The organism is Parvibaculum lavamentivorans DS-1 (genome assembly GCF_000017565.1).
In the GTDB taxonomy this organism is placed as follows: domain Bacteria; phylum Pseudomonadota; class Alphaproteobacteria; order Parvibaculales; family Parvibaculaceae; genus Parvibaculum; species Parvibaculum lavamentivorans.
The window spans coordinates 2,800,298-2,817,408 of the sequence record NC_009719.1; the positions used below are offsets into that span (position 1 = coordinate 2,800,298).

A 17,111-nucleotide genomic window follows, 5' to 3' on the forward strand; every position below is an offset into this window, starting at 1 on the left:
GGAGGGGCTCATGGACAGCAATCTGAAGGGCGCGAAGCCGGTCATGCCGGAACTCGCAAAGCTCGACGCGACCGCGCAGGCCGAACTGGTGCGCAAGGGCGAGTTGACGGCGCTGGAGCTGGTGGAAGCCGGCATTTCGCGCATCGAACAGGTCAATCCGCAGGTCAACGCCGTGGTGGAGACATTCTACGACCGGGCGCGCGAAGCGGCCAAGGGCAAGCTGCCCGAGGGGCCTTTCACCGGCGTCCCGAACCTCGTGAAGGATCTCGACAATCTGAAAGGCACGCGCGCCACCTCCGGTTCGCGCTTTCTCGCGCAGAATATCTCGCCGGAAACCGATCCCATCATCGCGGGCAAGGAGAAGTCCGGCTTCGTCATGGTCGGCAAGAGCAACACGCCGGAATTCGGCCTGCTCGGCACGACGGAATCGCTGCTGCTCGGCGCCTGCAACAATCCATGGAACCTCGCGCATTCGCCGGGCGGTTCGTCGGGCGGCGCGGCGGCGGCGGTCGCTTCCGGCATGGTGCCTGTCGCCCATGCAACGGATGGCGGCGGTTCGATCCGCATTCCCGCCTCCTGTTGCGGCGTTTTCGGGCTGAAGCCGAGCCGTGGCCGCATCTATCTCGGCGAGCGCCAATTGCCGGGCGATATCGGTTTCCAGCATTGCGTCAGCCGTTCGGTTCGCGACAGTGCGACGCTGCTCTCGCTCACCGAGCTCACGGGCAAGGATGCCGTGCTGCCGCCGGTCGGCCGTGTCGAAGGTCCGGGCAAGAAGCGCCTCAGGATCGCTTTCGGCACCATGGACTACAAGGGCCGGGAGCCCGCGCCGGATGTGAAGGCGGCACTCGAAGATGTCGCGCAGCTTTGCGCCGATCTCGGTCACGAGATTGTCCCCGCCCAGAACCGGATCGACGGTCCTGCCTTCGAAGATGCCTTCCTCGCGGCCTGGGCGTCGGGCCCGGCGGAGCTTGTCGCGCTCGTGAAGCAGATGGGCCTCGATCCTGAAGCCGTGCTTGAGCCCTGGACCCTCGGCCTTGCCGAACTCTTCAACAGCAAGCCCGCCGGCACGCTGGAAAAGTCGCTCGCCCATTTTGCGAAAGTCACGGCGCAGACCGAAGCCTTCATGGCGGATTACGATGTCTGGCTGACACCGGTGCTGGCCACGGTGCCGCCGAAGACCGGCGAGCAGGCGCCCACCGTGCCTTTCGACACGCTTTATGAGCGCGTCTTCAACTACGTCACCTACACGCCGCTCCACAATGTGGTGGGCACGCCCGCCATGTCCGTGCCGCTGTCGTGGAACAAGGCCGGCCTTCCCATCGGCTCGCAATTCGCTGCGCTGCCCGGGCAGGAAAAAGTCCTCCTCGAACTCGCCTTCGAACTGGAGCAAGCCCGTCCGTGGGCGGACAAAATGCCGCCGGTCTTCGCCGGGTAGCTATCGCTCTTCCGACGGCGGCCTTCCAGAAGGTTGTCCAAATAATAAATGTCATCCCGGCGAAAGCCGGGACCCATTGGTTCCCTTGGCAAGGGATGTCGAAGGAGGCATTCGTCGCAGCCACGGTCCGATACAAGCCAGTGGCTGCGGCAAGTTGATCTGCGAGTGGGTCCCGGCTTTCGCCGGGATGACATTTCTTTTTCAGGGTGCCCGCTTCCAAAAACCGGGGACAAGAATCTTTTCCCCATCTGTGGCAATCGCGTCAAAACCGGAATGTCACAGTGTGCAAACCGGACACAGGGCCGAGATTTCTTATCCCCGGTTTCAGGCGCTTTGCCATTGCCACCGATGGTCCGTCTTCCATGCAGAGGCCGTCGAAATCACCCCGGGGATTAGTGCGCGCAAACTGCGTCGGGAGACGGGGATAACAAGCCGAACGCCCCTTCATGACAGTCTGATGACAGTTCGATGACGGTCGGACCGGGGGCAAGCCGGAAAGACGTGATCTTTCAACAGGTTGATGGGCATTTTCGCCATTCGACAGTTTTCGCGCGAAAACCGCGTTTTTCAGCCTGATCGTCCGTACTCAGATCAGTCCCAAAGTCCTGAAACTCGCGTGCCGTCCCTTGCCGACGACGAGGTGGTCATGCACCTCGATGCCGAGCGGCTTTGCCGTATTGACGATCTGTCGCGTCATCTCGACATCGGCGGTGGAGGGCGTCGGGTCGCCTGAGGGATGGTTGTGCACAAGGATGAGGGCGGAGGCGTTGAGTTCGAGTGCGCGTTTGACGACTTCGCGCGGATAGACCGGTGTGTGATCGACCGTTCCCTTCTGCTGCACTTCGTCCGCGATCAGAACATTCTTGCGGTCGAGAAAGAGGATGCGGAATTGTTCGGTCGGGTTGTGCGCCATGGACGCGGAGCAATAATCCAGAAGTGCCGCCCATGAGCCGAGCACTTCCTTCTTCATCACCTTCGCCTGCGCGAGCCGCAAACCAGTTTCGCGCGCGATACGGAATTCCGTCACGATGGCGTCGGACACACCTTTCGTTTCGCGCAGACGCGAAGGTTCCGCATTGATCACCTCGGAGAAGCCGCCGAAGCGTGCGATCAGTTCCTTGGCGAGCGGCTTCACATCGCGGCGCGGCACGGCGCGGAAGAGGACGAGTTCGAGGAGTTCGTAATCGGGCAGCGTTTCCGGCGATTTCAGGAAGCGCTCGCGGAGTCTTTCGCGATGTCCGGCATAATGCGGCTTGGCGTCGGCGGCGCCGCTATCCATTCGTCGGGCTCAGGCGTAGGGCGGGCAGTCGAGGCCCGCCGGCGATTTCGTGAAAATTTCCGCGCCGTCCGCCGTGATGCCGATCGAATGTTCGAACTGCGCGGAGAGCGAGCGGTCGCGCGTGACCGCCGTCCAGCCGTCGGACAGGATCTTCACGCCCGGCTTGCCGAGATTGATCATCGGCTCGATGGTGAAGAACATGCCCTGCTTCAGCACCGCGCCCTGGCCCTTGCGGCCGTAGTGGAGGATGTTCGGCGCATCGTGGAAGACGCGGCCGAGGCCATGGCCGCAGAATTCGCGCACCACCGAGCAGCGCTGGCTTTCGGCGAATTCCTGGATCGCCCAGCCGATGTCGCCGAGCGTCGCGCCGGGCTTTGCCGCTGCGATGCCGCGCATCATGGATTCATATGTTACATCGACAAGCCGCTGCGCCTTGCGCGGCGCTTCGCCGGCGAAATACATGCGGTTGGTGTCGCCGTGCCAGCCATCGAGGATGTAGGTCACGTCGATATTGACCGCGTCGCCGTCGCGCAGCACGCGGTCGCCGGGAATGCCGTGGCAGACGACATGGTTGATCGAGGTGCAGCAGGATTTGCGGAAGCCGCGATAATTGAGCGGCGCGGGGTAGGCGCCGTGGTCCATCGCATAGTCGAAGACGAGCTTGTCGAGCGCGTCCGTCGTCACGCCGGGCCGCACTTCGGCGACCAGCATGTCGAGCGCGCTCGCGGCAAGCCGGCCGACGCGGCGCATGCCTTCAAAGGCTTCGGCGTCGTGGAGCTTGATCCGGCCGATATTGATGTCCGGGGCTTCGGCTGCGTCGGTAAAACTCATCTCGTCTCGCAAATAGAAAGAACCGTGTTTTCCGACCCTAACATAGTATCGGCCGCGCGCCGGGCCTAGCCCCCGATTTTCCGCCTTTTTTCGGGGCTTCCCTGCGCATTTGAAAGGGCGATGCGCGGGGCGCTATCCTGTATAAATAGCGGCCGGCCCGCCGAGCAGAGGATGCGACCCATGTCTGATACGAAACTCGTCACCGCCTGTGTGCTGCTGATCGGCGACGAGATCCTGTCCGGCCGGACCAGGGATTCGAACCTTGGCTATATCGCGACGCATCTGAACAGGATCGGCGTGCAGGTGCGCGAGGCGCGCGTCATTCCCGATATAGAGGAGACGATTGTCGCGACGCTGAACGAAGTCCGCGCCCGCTACGACTATGTCTTCACGACCGGCGGCATCGGTCCGACGCATGACGACATCACGGCGGATGCGGTCGCCAAGGCGTTCGGCGTCGGCATCGACTATCATCCCGAAGCCGTGAAGCTGCTCGGCGATCATTACGCGGCGACCGGCGGCGAGTTCACCAAGGCGCGGATGCGGATGGCGCGGCTGCCGGAAGGCGCCACCATGATCGAGAACCCCTTGAGCAAGGCGCCCGGTTTCCAGATCGGCAATGTCTTCGTGATGGCCGGCGTGCCCATGGTCATGCAGGTCATGCTGGACAGTCTGACCGGCCGCCTCAAGGGCGGCGCAGCCATGCAAAGCCGCACCGTCACCGCCCAGATCGGCGAAGGCACCATCGCGGAAAAACTAGGCGACCTGCAAGCCCGCCACCCGGATGTCGGCATTGGCAGCTATCCCTACTACAAGGGCAAGGTTTTCGGCACCAGCATCGTCATGCGCGCCGTCGATTCGACGGAGCTCGATATCGTCGCCGGTGAGGTGGCGGAAATGATGCGTGGCTTCGGTGTGGAGCCCGCTATTGGCGATCCTACCTCGTAAATGGCGGAAAAGCTGGGTTTTCTGTCGCATATCTGCAACAGCGGCAGCAACATTACGAAAGTTTCAGCATCCCGGCCGGTTCAGGCGCGATACAATTTCCAGCGAACCGACTAGAGTTCTGGGCTTGAAGGGTCTGTCGGTCGCGATCTGCGGCTTGTTTCGCACGAGAGGCTGGCAGAGGGGAAACAGGCTTCGACCTAAAAAAATAGCCTGGGAACGATTTAGGGTCACGGTACCCGGAGGGAGATACGACATGAAGAAGACCATCGGAATTTTGGGCCTGGTTGCCGGCGCTGCGATGATGCTTTCGAGCGCTGCCTCGGCCCTTGACTCGAGCTTCGACGCGCAGTCGAAGTCGGGCACTCACAAGTTCTATGTCTGGTGCACCGGCGGTGCGGACAGCGAACAAACCGCGCAGGGCTCCAACGCCGCAGAAGCTCAGGCTTCGCTCGCCGCGAGCGCCGGCGCGAATTGCTGGCCGGTATGGCAGGGCCTTGAGGGCTAAGCTCTCGTCGCTTCGACGGAATGACAAACGGCGGTCCTTCGGGACCGCCGTTTTTCTTTGCTTTTGCGCAGAAGCCCGCGAGCGGGCATACCTAGTGTCGCGCACACAGCGGCAGGCCCCTTGGCGAAACTGGTATACGCAGCAGACTTAAAATCTGCTTCTCGTAAGGGAGTGCGGGTTCGAGTCCCGCAGGGGCCACCATTTACTCCAGTCACACAGCTGGCTCAGCATCGTGCGGGATACCGAGTCTGCGACCAAGCAAATTTCAGGTTCGCGTAGAAAACCGTTTCTATGGAACCTTTTATCAAGCCTGAAGTTATTCCCCTGAAATCTCCATAAGAATCGAGGGGCGGATGACCGATTGGCACCGACTGAGCGTTGCTGCACTCGTCGCAATCAGTGTTACTCAACCGGGGAACGCGCTGGCGCAAGATGAAGGGGAGCTTGCGCTGGAGGATGAAAGCAGCGGCTACGGATCGATCAGCGGCAATCTCCGTCTCGCGACCAACTACATGTTCCGTGGAATTTCCCAAACGGATGACGGTCCGCAGCTACAAGGCGATGTGACGTGGACTCATGACAGCGGGCTCTATGTGGGTATGTGGGCCTCGAATACCGACGCTGGCGGGCCCGGCAATTCGGTGGAAATCGACCCGTTCATCGGCTTTTCGAACCCGATCGGCGACAGCGGTTTTACCTACGATCTGGGCTTCTGGTACTACGCCTATCCAGGCTCCGATTTCGATTACGACTACTGGGAAGTCTACGGAATCCTGACCTACGACTTCGAGACGACGAGCGTCGCGGGCGCCGTCTGGTATGCCGACAATTATTTCGGCGAGGACTTTTTCAATGACGTTTCGGCTACCGCCGTCGACGTGACGGTCACACAGGCGTTGCCGTGGGACCTGTCTGTGTCCGGCACGCTTGGCCGCCAGACTTTCGATGAGACGGGCGGGATCGGCGATCAGGATTACACCTATTACGACTTCGGCGTGTCCAAGGACTGGAACGACATCACGCTCGATTTGCGTTGGCACGATGCTGTCGGCGTCACATCGGCGCTGGCAAGCAGCGACAATGTCGGTGCCGTGGTGGGCAGCGTCTCATTTGCTTTTTAGGGAACACTGAAACCGGCCTGGCGCGGAGCATCGCGGCCGAAGGAGACATGCAATGAGCGATGTTACGGACGGCGCCGGAACGAAGGACAGAGAAGACCGGATCAATCCGGCCGTCTTCTACACATCCGCCGTCGGCATCGCGCTTTTTGCCATCTGGACGATGTTTTTCATCGATTCCGCGAATTTCGTCATCAATTCAGTGCTGGCGTGGATTTCCGATGTGTTCGGCTGGTTCTACTTCGTTGCCGTGGTTCTCTATCTGGTTTTTGTGATCGGCATCGGACTATCCCGCTTCGGCAAGGTACGTCTCGGTCCCGACCATGCCAGGCCGGAATTCAACGCGATCACCTGGGCGGCAATGCTTTTCGCGGCGGGTATCGGTATTGATCTCCTCTTCTTCTGCGTCTCCGAACCTGTCACGCAGTTCCTTGCGCCTCCCGAGGGCGAGGGCAGCACGGTCGAGGCGGCGCGGCACGCGATGCAGCTCACCTTTCTCCATTGGGGCTTGTCCGGGTGGGGCGTTTACACGCTGGTCGGGATGTCGCTTGCCTATTTCAGCTATCGGCACGGCCTGCCGCTGACCATTCGTTCAGCGCTCTTTCCCATTTTCGGCCAGCGCATCTATGGCGTGATCGGCCATACGGTCGATATCGCCGCCGTTATCGGGACCGTGTTCGGCATCGCGACGAGCCTCGGCATCGGCATCATCCAGCTCAACTACGGGCTGGAGCATATGTTCGGTATTCCGCAGAGCACCCTTACCCAAGGCGCCCTGGTGATCCTGATCATCGTTTTCGCCGCGCTTTCGGCCGCGACGGGTGTGGAGCGGGGTATTCGCCGCCTTTCGGAATTCAACATGGCGCTGGCGCTGCTCCTGTTGCTTTTCGTGCTGTTCGTGGGCGAGACGACCTTCCTGCTCAATGCGCTGGTGATGAATATCGGGGATTATCTTTCCGACTTCGTCAGCCTTTCCTTCAACACCTATGCGTTTGACCCGCCTGTCGACTGGCTGAATGCGTGGACGGTCTTTTTCTGGGCGTGGTGGATTGCATGGGGACCCTTTGTCGGGCTCTTTCTTGCCCGCATTTCGCGCGGCCGCACCATTCGCCAATTTGTGGCCGGCACGCTGATCCTGCCGCTCGTCTTCATGATGGGGTGGATGTCGATCATGGGGAACAGCGCCATCGAACTTGTGATGTCCGGTGCGACAGAGTTCGGTGATGAGGCGATGGCCAATCCAGGTTCCGCGATCTACCTGTTCATGCAGAGCCTGCCATTAGCCACGGTTACGACCATCGTCGTTACGCTTCTCGGCATCGTCTTTTTCATCACTTCGGGTGACTCAGGCTCGCTGGTGCTTTCGAACTTCACGTCGACCCTCAAGGACGTCAATTCCGATGCGCCGGTCTGGATGCGGGTTCTGTGGGCGACCATTATCGGCGTGCTGACGCTGGCGCTGCTCCTTGCAGGGGGGCTTGAGGCGCTGCAGAGCACGGTCGTCATCATGGGGCTGCCATTCTCCATCGTGCTGTTCTTGATGATGCTGGGCCTCTTCAGGGCGCTCAGGGTCGAGGGCATGAAGGAAGACAGCCATCGCGCCAGTCTTTCCGGCTACCTCTCCGGCAGGATCGGCGCGCCTGCGTCCAACTGGCGGCAGCGGATTGCGCGGGCGACGAGCTTCCCGACGTTGGCGCAGGTACGGCGCTTCATGCGGGACGCCGTGAGGCCGGCGATGGAAGAGATCCGGGAAACGCTTGAAAAGCGGGGATTTCCGGCCCGGATCGTCGAGGGCGAGGGGGACGATGGCTGCCTGTCGCTCAATGTCGCAATGGCCGACGACCAGGACTTCACCTACGAGGTCTGGCCGGTATGCGGCACGATGCCTGCCTTCGCGGTACGGCCGCAACAGACGGCTTCGGAGTATTACCGCGCCGAGGTGCATCTCTTCGAGGGCAGCCAGGGCTACGACCTGATGGGCTACACGAAGGAGCAAGTGATCGAGGACATCCTCGATCAGTTCGAGCGGCACATGCATTTCCTTCATACGCAGCGCGAGGCGCCGGGCGGGGCAACCCGGATGCCGGACGACAGCACCAAGGGGCCGGACTGAAGGCAGCACACCTTCATGGAGAGCAAGCAAGGAGAGTGAACGATGAGGGACCAATCCTTCGAACGCGAGGCCGATTATGTGATTGTCGGCGCCGGATCAGCGGGTTGCGTCCTGGCGGACCGTCTCACCGCGGAGGGCAGGCACAAGGTGCTGGTGCTTGAGACGGGCGGAAGGGACAACTCCGTCTATATCAAGATGCCGACTGCATTTTCCATCCCGCTTGGCATGAAGAAATACGACTGGGGCATGCATGCCGAACCGGAGCCGGGGCTCAATGGGCGGCGGCTGCACCAGGCGCGGGGCAAGGTGATCGGCGGATCGTCGTCGATCAACGGGCTTGCCTATGTGCGCGGCTGCGCGGGCGACTTCGAGGAATGGGCGGAGCTGGGCGCGGCGGGATGGGACTATGCGAGCGTGCTGCCCTATTTCCGGCGTTCCGAGGACTGCCTCTATGGCGAGGATGCCTATCGCGGCACAGGCGGGCCGGTCGGCATCACCAATGGCAACAACATGAAAAACCCCCTTTACCGCGCCTTTATCGAGGCGGGGCGGCAGGCCGGCTATGGCATGACGGAGGATTATAACGGCTACCGGCAGGAGGGCTTCGGCCGCATGGACATGACCGTGCGGGACGGGATTCGTTGTTCTACGGCAGTGGCTTACCTGAAACCGGCGATGAAGCGCGACAACCTCGAAGTGGAGATGCACGCGCTGGCGACGCGCATTCTGATGGAGGGCAAGCGCGCGGTCGGCGTCGAATACAGGCGGCGCGGCAAGCTCCATCGCGTAAAGGCGCGGCGCGAGGTCATCGTCTCGGCGAGCTCCTTCAACTCGCCGAAACTGCTGATGCTGTCCGGCATCGGCCCGGCGGCGCATCTGAAGGAACACGGAATTCCGGTCATCCACGATCTTCCGGGGGTTGGGGATAACTTGCAGGACCATCTGGAGGTCTGGGTGCAGCAAACCTGCACGCAGCCGATCACGCTGAACGGGACGCTGGGGCCCATTTCGAAGCTGCTGATCGGCATGGAATGGTTCTTCCTCAAGCGCGGCCTCGGCATTTCCAACCAGTTCGAGTCGAACGGCTATATCAGGAGCCGCGCGGGCCTCAAGTATCCGGATTTGCAGTATCATTTCCTTGCCGGCGCCATCGCTTATGACGGCTCCAGCGCGGCGGAGGGACATGGATTCCAGGTCCATCTGGGCGCCAACAAGCCGAAAAGCCGCGGCCGGGTGAGCCTCAACTCGGCCGACCCCGAAGCACCGCCAAAGCTCGTTTTCAACTACCTGACGGAAGAGGCGGACAAGCAGGCCTATCGCGACGGATTGCGGCTGACGCGCGAGATTTTCGCGCAAAAGGCCTTCGATCCCTATCGGGGGGACGAGATATCCCCGGGGCCGAAAGTGCGGACCGATGCGGAAATCGACCAGTGGGTGGCGGAAACGGCGGAGACCGCCTATCACCCCGCGGGCACCTGCCGGATGGGCGCGGACGGCATGGCGGTGGTGGACAGCGAGTGCCGGGTGCATGGCATCGAGGCGCTGAGGGTGGTCGACTCATCCATCATGCCGACGCTGCCGAACGGCAACATCAATGCCCCGACGATCATGATCGGCGAGAAGGCGGCGGACCATATTCTCGGAAAGCCGCTCCTGCCGGCTTCGACGGCGGACGCTTATCACGCGCCGAATTGGCAGGAAAATCAAAGGGTTGGCAAGCCGGAGCGATAGGCTAGCGGTGGCCTTTGGTGGCGTAGGTGGGCTCGTGGTAGCGGGCCTCGGGCGGCAGGCTGGCATCGGCACTGAGGGCCGGATCGAATCTGTAGAGCGTCGAGCAATAGCCGCAGACGATCTCGTTCTCGCGGCCCATGTCGAGAAAGACATGCGGATGGTCGAAGGGCGGCAAGGCGCCGATGCACTCGAACTCCTTGACGCCAGTACGGATTTCCCGGACGCCGGCCTGGTTGCTGAATTTCGGGGTGGCTCCGCCGCTCATCTTCCGCTGCTCCGTTTCCGCGTGAAATCGAGGCCAAACTAGAGCCGCCGGGGGGCATCCGCAAGGGCGATCCGGGGGCTCTTTCGGGCCGATTGTCATCGAACTGTAACGAGACTGTCACAAAGCGTTTTCCGGGGTCTCCGGCGGGGTGCGGGAGGCCGGAAAAGGGCCCGAGATTTCCCCACTTGAACACCGGATCGCCCGGCGCGGCGGGGCGGGGACAAGCCCGCGCGCGGGCGGCGGAAAAGCGGTATATGTTCCGTAGGCGGATGACTGTCGCGCCCCGGCGAGGGCGGCGGGAGGCAGGCGGGCGGCTTTCGGGATATCCCCACTTGAAACGGGGAATTGCCGGGTGGGGGGAGGGTGGCACGTCCACGGGTCCGCGCTCGCTCGCGGGCCGAGGAGAGGCGCAAAGAGAGAGGAGGGGATGAAGCGCGGCGGACGCAGGCGCATGCTTTATCCCCGGGGAGGCGAGGAGCGAAGGGGGACCGCTGCGAATGGAAAATGCGTGGCGATGGGGTCACAGCGGGGATAAGGGGAGGGAAATCAGATGCCAGCGAAGGCGGCTTCGCGACTTCGATTTTCTCGGCGGCTCCAACGCGAGTGGGACGTCGGCGGTAAGATTTAGAGACAGTAATCGAATGGTGCTTTTAGCTGGGTTAGCGTTGAGAGGTTCGTGTACATACTAAGAAGAAATTTTAGGGCAGGGAAAACCAAGGGGTTGGCGGGGAATGTTAAAAGAAAAATGGAAGATAGCAGGATTTGTCTCCGCGTCTTTTCTCGTTTTATTGACGGCAGTGTGGAGTATCGGTCGTTCAAATGAGACAGCAGGCTGGAAAGAGGATAAGGCCAATTGGCATATGTCTGAATCCACGGATACTTTTACCGGGGAGTATTCTTGTTATGTAAGGGATGCTGCAGCTCGAGCGGTATTGGCTCATTATTCAGAAGGCACCCCGAAACCTTACTATTATTACATCTTCCCTGCACCAGACAGTTTTTATACAGAAATAAATTATGCTCAAAGTCGTGCACGGCGGGCGTGCTTGCTCGACGAACAGGGATGGAGAGACTGCAATTCGAGCCATCTCGTCGATCTCGTGCAAACAAATGTGCTTAGCGTCTATTCCAGCACAGAAGACGCTTCTGAGGTGCGCTCGGAAGAGATGCAATTTCTGTCAGAGGAGAGGCTCTCCCGCCGCCGCATCTCTTTGACGGCACGTATTACAGATTCGATAGACGCAGGGAATCTGACGACCAGTTTTGCGTACAGATTGGAAGCGCGATATCACACCGCCAGAGGTGAGCGTCGAGATCAACTTGTTGATGGACATGAGCTTGTCCACGATTTAGTTCGCGGAGCAGAAATGGCGCGCGAGTGCACCAGACGAGAGCTAGAAAGCAGGAAGAATTGACAGCTTTTTCCAGACAAGCACCGATGCGCACGCACTATCGGTCCGCCTTTCCATCTAGCGTTGCTACTCTTTCTTTCGTTTCCGCTTAATGGGCTTCGGTGCTGCTGTCAGCGGGGAGGAGAGTTTTTCGTATAGGCCGAAGAGGTGTTCGACACGCTCGCGGTCATTTGCGAAGGCTTGGCCGCGATAGAGTTTGTCGACGGCGGCATCGAGGGCTCGGTGAGCCTGACGGAGTTCGCGTTTCATCAGGTCGGGATCGTAGAGATCGGCCAGCGTTGCACCGGGATAAAGCGCGCGGGCGTCGAGCACAGCTTGCGCTAGCGCACGGATTTTCTGTTTCTGAGCTTCGGTAATATCCGGCCAAGGGAAAGTGTTGTAGACGACGCCGACAGAATACATGTAGTCGCTTTTCATGCGACCGGTGATTGCGCGCATCCAAGCCATGTGCATGCCGCTTGTCAGCAAACCGAATATCCACGGATCTGCGTCAGGAAGAATGCGCAATTTCTGATTGGCTACTACCTCGGGAGTCAGCCAGCCGATCGGTACGTAGTCGCGTCGCTCCGAGCTTGTATTGGGTATCACCAAATAGGGTCCGCTCAATCGCTCGTCCACACCAACCTGCGTTGGATAGTCCGCCATTCTCACCGTGCTGGGCCGAGAACTCGATAACCGGTATTGACGTACCTGCCGTATTCTTTCTTGAACAAGCGGAAGCTGTCGAAGAAAACTCGGCTCGGCATCTGCGAGATAGAGTATCCATCGGAAAAATCCATTTATATACTCATCGCCACCGATGTATTTGCGGAACAGCGGTTCCGCTTCCGGCTCCTGACGAAGAAATTCCTCCTTTTCCATTGTCGTGAAAGTGAGGATGCCGTTGTCGATCATCTGAACGCCAGTTTTGAGTTTCGGCGCTTCGCACAAAGGAGTGTTTCGTTCTTCGACTACTAGATGTCTGTCAGCTACATTGACGGCATCAAAAAGATAAGCCGTCAGAGCCTTGTGGCGTGTCTCGACCGGATCGCCCTTGATGTCGGCGTAAGAGAAGAGGCGCTTCTCGGGCCATTCGCGGTCGCGCCTTGTGAGGCCGATGATGACGACATGAACATGGGCGACGCCGCGCGCGTCCGAGCCCCAGGCGAAGGTACGGTGGGCGAAGGCGATTTCGAGCTTGCAGCGCTGAAAGAGGAGCGGCCAGAGCTGGGCGACCTGTTCGCCCTGCGTGATTGAGTTGGTGGCGACGAAGGCGATGTCCGCTTTTCCATGCTGCACATATTCGCCGGCCTTCAGGAACCATGCGGTGACGAAATCAAGCGTGCCGCCGGAGCCGCCGAGCTTTGCGATGTCACGCACTTGCCGACGCTGTTCCGCCGTCTGGAATTTTGAGCCGATGAAAGGCGGATTGCCGAAGACATAGGAGCATTTTTCCGGCGGGAGGAGAGCGGCCCAATCGGCTTCCAGCGCGTCGGCATGGAGGATGTGCGGTGAGGTCCGAAGGGGGATGCGCGCATAGTTGGAGCCGAAGGAGAGGCCGAGCCTGTTATTCATGATGTGGTCCATCATCCACATCGCGACTTCGGCTATGCGGGCGGGAAACTCGCCTATTTCGATGCCGTAAAACTGATCGACATTGACTTTCGACAATTGCGCCACGTCGAAAATGCGCTGGTCTTTGCCGTCGTGCAGGACGCGCAGAATTTCCTGTTCCAGCGCGCGTAGCTCGCGATAGGCGATGACGAGGAAGTTACCGCAGCCGCAGGCGGGATCGAAGAAGGTGAGCTGGCCGAGTTTCTCGTGCAAGGCTTCCAGCGCCTGCTGGCGGCCGCGCTTCAGCGCCTTTGCGCGCGCGAACTCTTCATGCAGGCCGTCGAGGAAAAGCGGCTGAATGAGTTTCAGGATGTTTTTCTCGGTCGTGTAATGCGCGCCGAGGGCGCGGCGCTCTGTCTTGTTCATGACGGACTGGAACAGAGCACCGAAAATGGCAGGCGAGATTGCCTCCCATTTGAACTCGCAGGCTTCGATAAGGATCAGCCGCATGGCGGCGTTGAAGGCAGGCGTGCGCAGACGCTCGGCGAAAAGCGCGCCATTCACATAAGGGAAATTTCCGAGGTCTTCATCAAGGGTTTTCTGGCGCTTGTCTTCCGGCGTGTTCAACACCTCGAACAATTCATTGAGGCGGGAGCCGAGATCGCTGCCATCCGCGCTTGTGCGGTTCTGGATGAAATCGAGAAGGATGTCCTTGGGCTCGAAAATGCCGGTGTCGTCGGCAAAGAGGCAGAAGAGAAGCCGGACCAGATATTGCTCAAGGTCGTGGCCGTCGTAACCCGATTCCTTCAGTGCATCGTGGAGCTTGCCCATCAGCTCCGAGGCTTCGATGTTGACGGGGTCCTGATCCTTGAAGGTGCGCTTCTGGACGCCGATCATGAAGCCGAAGGCTTCCACATGATCTTTCAGATCGGCGAGGCGGAAACGGACCTCGGTGTCTTCGTCCAGATCGTAAAGCTCGAAGCTCTGGAAATCGCAGAGGAGGAGGTAGCGTGGGAGTTCCTTGTCCTTCAGGCCCGGGAAATAATCGAGCGCCTGAATCTTTGCCTTTTTGAGGTCGCGGCCCGTGGTCTTGTGCTCGACAAGAAGCGTGCCTTTCCAGAAAAGGTCGATATAGCCGCGCTTGTCGCCAAGGCCCTTTACCGGCTCTTCGTAAGAGGCGACGCGACGGCGCGGGATGTCGAAAATCTGGAAGAACTCATTATAGAAGGTCTGCGTCTCGGCGCGTTCGCGCGTGACACCTTTCCATTCCTCGGAAAAACGCGCTGCGCGGGCGCGAATCTCGTTCCAGCTCAGCCGCATACGTTCCCCCGATTTGCCTTGGGGGAGAGCATGCCTTTCGCGGGGGCGGGGTCAAGCTTTTGTGTCGGAGGGGCGGGGATGCGCTCTCGCTTTGCCGGTGTGTGAGGCTTACCCCTCCCCAAAATTCGCGAGAGCGAATTTTGACCCTCCCGCAGGGGGAGGGTGGGAAGTAGGAGAGGAGCGCCCTCAGCTTCCGCCTGGTGGTAGTTGCTCCGGCTCTCTTCTGGCGAGGCGTTGCAGGGCGGCGGGTTTTTTCAGGGTGATTTTGGCGTAGCCGGTTTCGATGAGGCCTTGCGATTCCAGTTGCTTGAGGAGGCCGTTCAGCGTCTGGCGGGAGATGCCGACCGTTGTGGCGAGGTTCTGCTGGGAGAGGCGGAATTCGACGGCGCGGCGGCCGGGGAGGGATTTTCCTTCTTCCTCGGCGAAATAAAGGAGGCGCTGGGCGAGGCGGGTCATGGCGGGGAGCGTGGCCGTGCTCACGATATGGGCGATGGCGAGACGGTAGTGCTCGCAGAGCAGCCGGGTGAAGGCGGCGTAATGCGCCGCGCTTCCCTCCGTGAGCTTGCGGAAGGCGGCGGGGGTGAGCTGGAGCACGCTTGCCTCGCCGATGGCAACGGCGTCCGAGAAGCGGGGGCGGCCATCCAGCATGGAGGATTCGCCGAACCATGTGCCGGGATTGGTGGCGCCGAGAAGGGCGGGGCTGCCGTCGCTCGCGTGGTGGACGATGCGGACCTCGCCCGCGAGCAGGAGGAAGAGGCCGTTCGGTGCGTCGCCCGTGAGATAGATCGGCCGGTTGCGGAAGCGGCGGATGCGGGCTTCCGCGACGATGCCTTCCGCCAGCGCCGGCGGCAGGGAGGCGAACCATTCGGAGCGCGCGAGGATATGGCGCAGGGCTTTCCCGTTCATTCGGCACCTATACATCCGGCAGACCGGCATTGGCGGGAAAAGCGCGCGAATTGTCAAGTACCTGACAATTCGATTTGACGAAGGGGCCTAGCCTCGGCCGCATCAACAAGAGGAGATGCGGAATGGCCATGAGCGCTTTGGCGGAAACGCCGGTGAGGGAGCTGGTGAGCGAGGCGGAATGGGCGCTCCGGGTGGAGCTTGCGGCCTGCTACCGGATGATCGCGCATCTCGGCTGGGACGATCTCGTCTTCACGCATATTTCGGCGCGGGTGCCGGGGGAGGCGGGGCATTTCCTGCTCAATCCCTATGGGCTGATGTTCGAAGAGGTGACAGCGTCTTCGCTTGTGAAGCTCGATATCGAGGGCAACAAGGTTCTGCCGTCGTCTTATGATGTGATACCTGCTGGCTTCACCATCCACAGCGCGGTGCATGATGCGCGGCCAGATGCGCATTGCGTCATCCATCTGCACACGCCAGAGGGGGTTGCCGTGTCGTGCCGGAAGGGCGGGCTGAGGCCCGTGTCGCAGACGGCGCTCTACGCGCTGGCGTCGATTTCCTATCACCCTTACGAGGGCGTGGCGCTGGAGGCGGATGAGAAGCCGCGGCTGCAAGCCGATCTCGGGCGAGCGAAAATGATGATCCTCGAAAATCACGGGCTGCTCACATGCGGGCGGAGTGTCGGCGACGCCTTTCTCGCCATGTTCACGCTGCAGCGCGCCTGCGAAGTGCAGGTGATGGCGGAGGCGGGCGGGGCCGAGTTGATCGAGATACCGCGCGCGATCCTCGACGGCATCGGCGCCCAGGTGAAGCAGACGCTCGGCAACAGCGGCTCGAACCGTGTGTGGCCGGCGGTAATGCGGAAGATGGAGCGGCTCGATTCTTCGTTCCGGGAGTGAGCGCCCGGAGCCTTAACCCTCCCCAAACCGCTGCAAGCGGTATGACCCCCGGGGCGAGCCCGGGGGCAGGCTCCTCCCGCAGGGGGAGGGTGGGAGAAGAACAACGCAATTGAAGGAGATATGTCCATGAACAAGCGCGCGACATTTACCGATATGGCGGAGGGGACGCAGGAGGACTGGAGCCGGATCGCCGATGAGTTTCTGCCTTTCGCAGCGAAGCTGCCGCTGCGGGTGCTCGATCATCTGAGGCTGCTGGACGGGGATTATGGCGGGTTCATCGTCGACCGACTGACGCACAGCATGCAGACGGCGACGCGGGCGCATCACGACGGGCGGGACGAGGAATATGTCGTCTGCGCGCTGCTGCACGACATTGGCGACACGTTGGGCAGCTACAACCACCCGGACATCGCCGCGGCGATCCTGAAGCCTTTCGTAAGCCCGGAGAACCACTGGATGGTGGCGCATCACGGAATTTTCCAGGGTTATTATTTTTTCCATTATCTCGGCATGGACCGGAACGGGCGGGACCGTTTCAAGGACAATCCGCTTTACGAGCGGACGGCCGAGTTCTGCGCGAAGTATGATGCGCCGGCCTTCGATCCCGAATACCGCTCGCTTCCGCTGGAATTTTTCGAGCCGATGCTGCACCGCATTCTTGGCGCGCCGCGTCGGGAGCGGGTGCCCACCGACGGATAATGCCCCCACCTCCGTATGAGCATACGAAAATGTGAGGGTCGGGGGATCGAAGGTGCTTGGTTGGGCGGGGTTCCATCGGCATAATCGCGGCGCGGCGAGACGGGCCTCCAAGAGCCCGCG

Annotated in this window: 14 protein-coding genes and 1 tRNA gene; 10 read left to right on the plus strand and 5 right to left on the minus strand. The window is 60.8% G+C overall.

The window, feature by feature from the left end:
• Positions 1-10 precede the first annotated feature (10 nt).
• Positions 11-1,435, plus strand: coding sequence for an amidase (locus PLAV_RS13160; RefSeq protein ID WP_012111518.1), 1,425 nt, complete (start codon positions 11-13; stop codon positions 1,433-1,435).
• Positions 1,436-2,021: 586 nt separating this feature from the next.
• Here PLAV_RS13160 and radC read toward each other — a convergent pair.
• Together radC and map are read right to left on the minus strand one after the other, a co-directional pair.
• On the minus strand, positions 2,022-2,714 hold the full coding sequence (radC, locus tag PLAV_RS13165; protein ID WP_012111519.1) for a RadC family protein: 693 nt from the start codon (positions 2,712-2,714) through the stop codon (positions 2,022-2,024).
• Positions 2,715-2,723: 9 nt separating this feature from the next.
• Positions 2,724-3,545: a type I methionyl aminopeptidase gene (gene map, locus PLAV_RS13170; protein ID WP_012111520.1), complete on the minus strand. Its 822-nt coding sequence runs from the start codon at positions 3,543-3,545 to the stop codon at positions 2,724-2,726.
• Positions 3,546-3,725: 180 nt separating this feature from the next.
• On the opposite strand from map, the gene PLAV_RS13175 reads away from it, so the two are divergent.
• The 6 genes from PLAV_RS13175 to betA all read left to right on the plus strand — a co-directional run bounded on the left by PLAV_RS13175 (position 3,726) and on the right by betA (position 9,960).
• Positions 3,726-4,493, plus strand: coding sequence for a competence/damage-inducible protein A (locus tag PLAV_RS13175; RefSeq protein ID WP_012111521.1), 768 nt, complete (start codon positions 3,726-3,728; stop codon positions 4,491-4,493).
• 253 nt (positions 4,494-4,746) lie between these two features.
• On the plus strand, positions 4,747-4,998 hold the full coding sequence (locus PLAV_RS13180; protein WP_041536008.1) for a hypothetical protein: 252 nt from the start codon (positions 4,747-4,749) through the stop codon (positions 4,996-4,998).
• Between the two features lie 114 nt (positions 4,999-5,112).
• Positions 5,113-5,199, plus strand: a tRNA-Leu gene (locus PLAV_RS13185).
• Positions 5,200-5,351: 152 nt separating this feature from the next.
• Complete coding sequence (locus PLAV_RS13190) at positions 5,352-6,119, plus strand: TorF family putative porin (RefSeq protein ID WP_012111522.1); 768 nt, start codon at positions 5,352-5,354, stop codon at positions 6,117-6,119.
• A gap of 52 nt (positions 6,120-6,171) precedes the next feature.
• The gene (betT, locus tag PLAV_RS13195; protein WP_012111523.1) at positions 6,172-8,229 is read left to right on the plus strand and encodes a choline BCCT transporter BetT; all 2,058 of its coding nucleotides are present in this window, start codon (positions 6,172-6,174) and stop codon (positions 8,227-8,229) included.
• Between the two features lie 42 nt (positions 8,230-8,271).
• Positions 8,272-9,960 carry a choline dehydrogenase gene (betA, locus tag PLAV_RS13200; RefSeq protein ID WP_012111524.1) on the plus strand — a complete coding sequence of 563 codons (1,689 nt, stop codon included), beginning with the start codon at positions 8,272-8,274 and terminating at the stop codon, positions 9,958-9,960.
• Between the two features lies 1 nt (position 9,961).
• On the opposite strand, the gene PLAV_RS13205 is transcribed toward betA, so the two are convergent.
• Positions 9,962-10,225 (minus strand): zinc-finger domain-containing protein, encoded by a 264-nt coding sequence (locus PLAV_RS13205; protein WP_012111525.1) that lies wholly within the window; start codon positions 10,223-10,225, stop codon positions 9,962-9,964.
• 731 nt (positions 10,226-10,956) lie between these two features.
• Here PLAV_RS13205 and PLAV_RS19525 point away from each other — a divergent pair.
• Positions 10,957-11,640 carry a hypothetical protein gene (locus PLAV_RS19525; RefSeq protein ID WP_012111526.1) on the plus strand — a complete coding sequence of 228 codons (684 nt, stop codon included), beginning with the start codon at positions 10,957-10,959 and terminating at the stop codon, positions 11,638-11,640.
• Positions 11,641-11,703: 63 nt separating this feature from the next.
• Here PLAV_RS19525 and PLAV_RS13210 read toward each other — a convergent pair whose 3' ends face one another.
• Positions 11,704-14,490, minus strand: a complete 2,787-nt coding sequence (locus tag PLAV_RS13210) for a class I SAM-dependent DNA methyltransferase (protein WP_012111527.1) — start codon at positions 14,488-14,490, stop codon at positions 11,704-11,706.
• A 186-nt stretch (positions 14,491-14,676) separates the two neighbouring features.
• Positions 14,677-15,396 carry a Crp/Fnr family transcriptional regulator gene (locus tag PLAV_RS19045; RefSeq protein WP_012111528.1) on the minus strand — a complete coding sequence of 240 codons (720 nt, stop codon included), beginning with the start codon at positions 15,394-15,396 and terminating at the stop codon, positions 14,677-14,679.
• 122 nt (positions 15,397-15,518) lie between these two features.
• Here PLAV_RS19045 and PLAV_RS13220 point away from each other — a divergent pair, with 122 nt between their 5' ends.
• Both PLAV_RS13220 and PLAV_RS13225 read left to right on the plus strand, forming a co-directional pair.
• Positions 15,519-16,292 (plus strand): class II aldolase/adducin family protein, encoded by a 774-nt coding sequence (locus tag PLAV_RS13220; RefSeq protein WP_012111529.1) that lies wholly within the window; start codon positions 15,519-15,521, stop codon positions 16,290-16,292.
• Between the two features lie 126 nt (positions 16,293-16,418).
• Positions 16,419-16,991 (plus strand): HD domain-containing protein, encoded by a 573-nt coding sequence (locus PLAV_RS13225; protein ID WP_012111530.1) that lies wholly within the window; start codon positions 16,419-16,421, stop codon positions 16,989-16,991.
• The last annotated feature ends 120 nt before the right edge of the window (positions 16,992-17,111 follow it).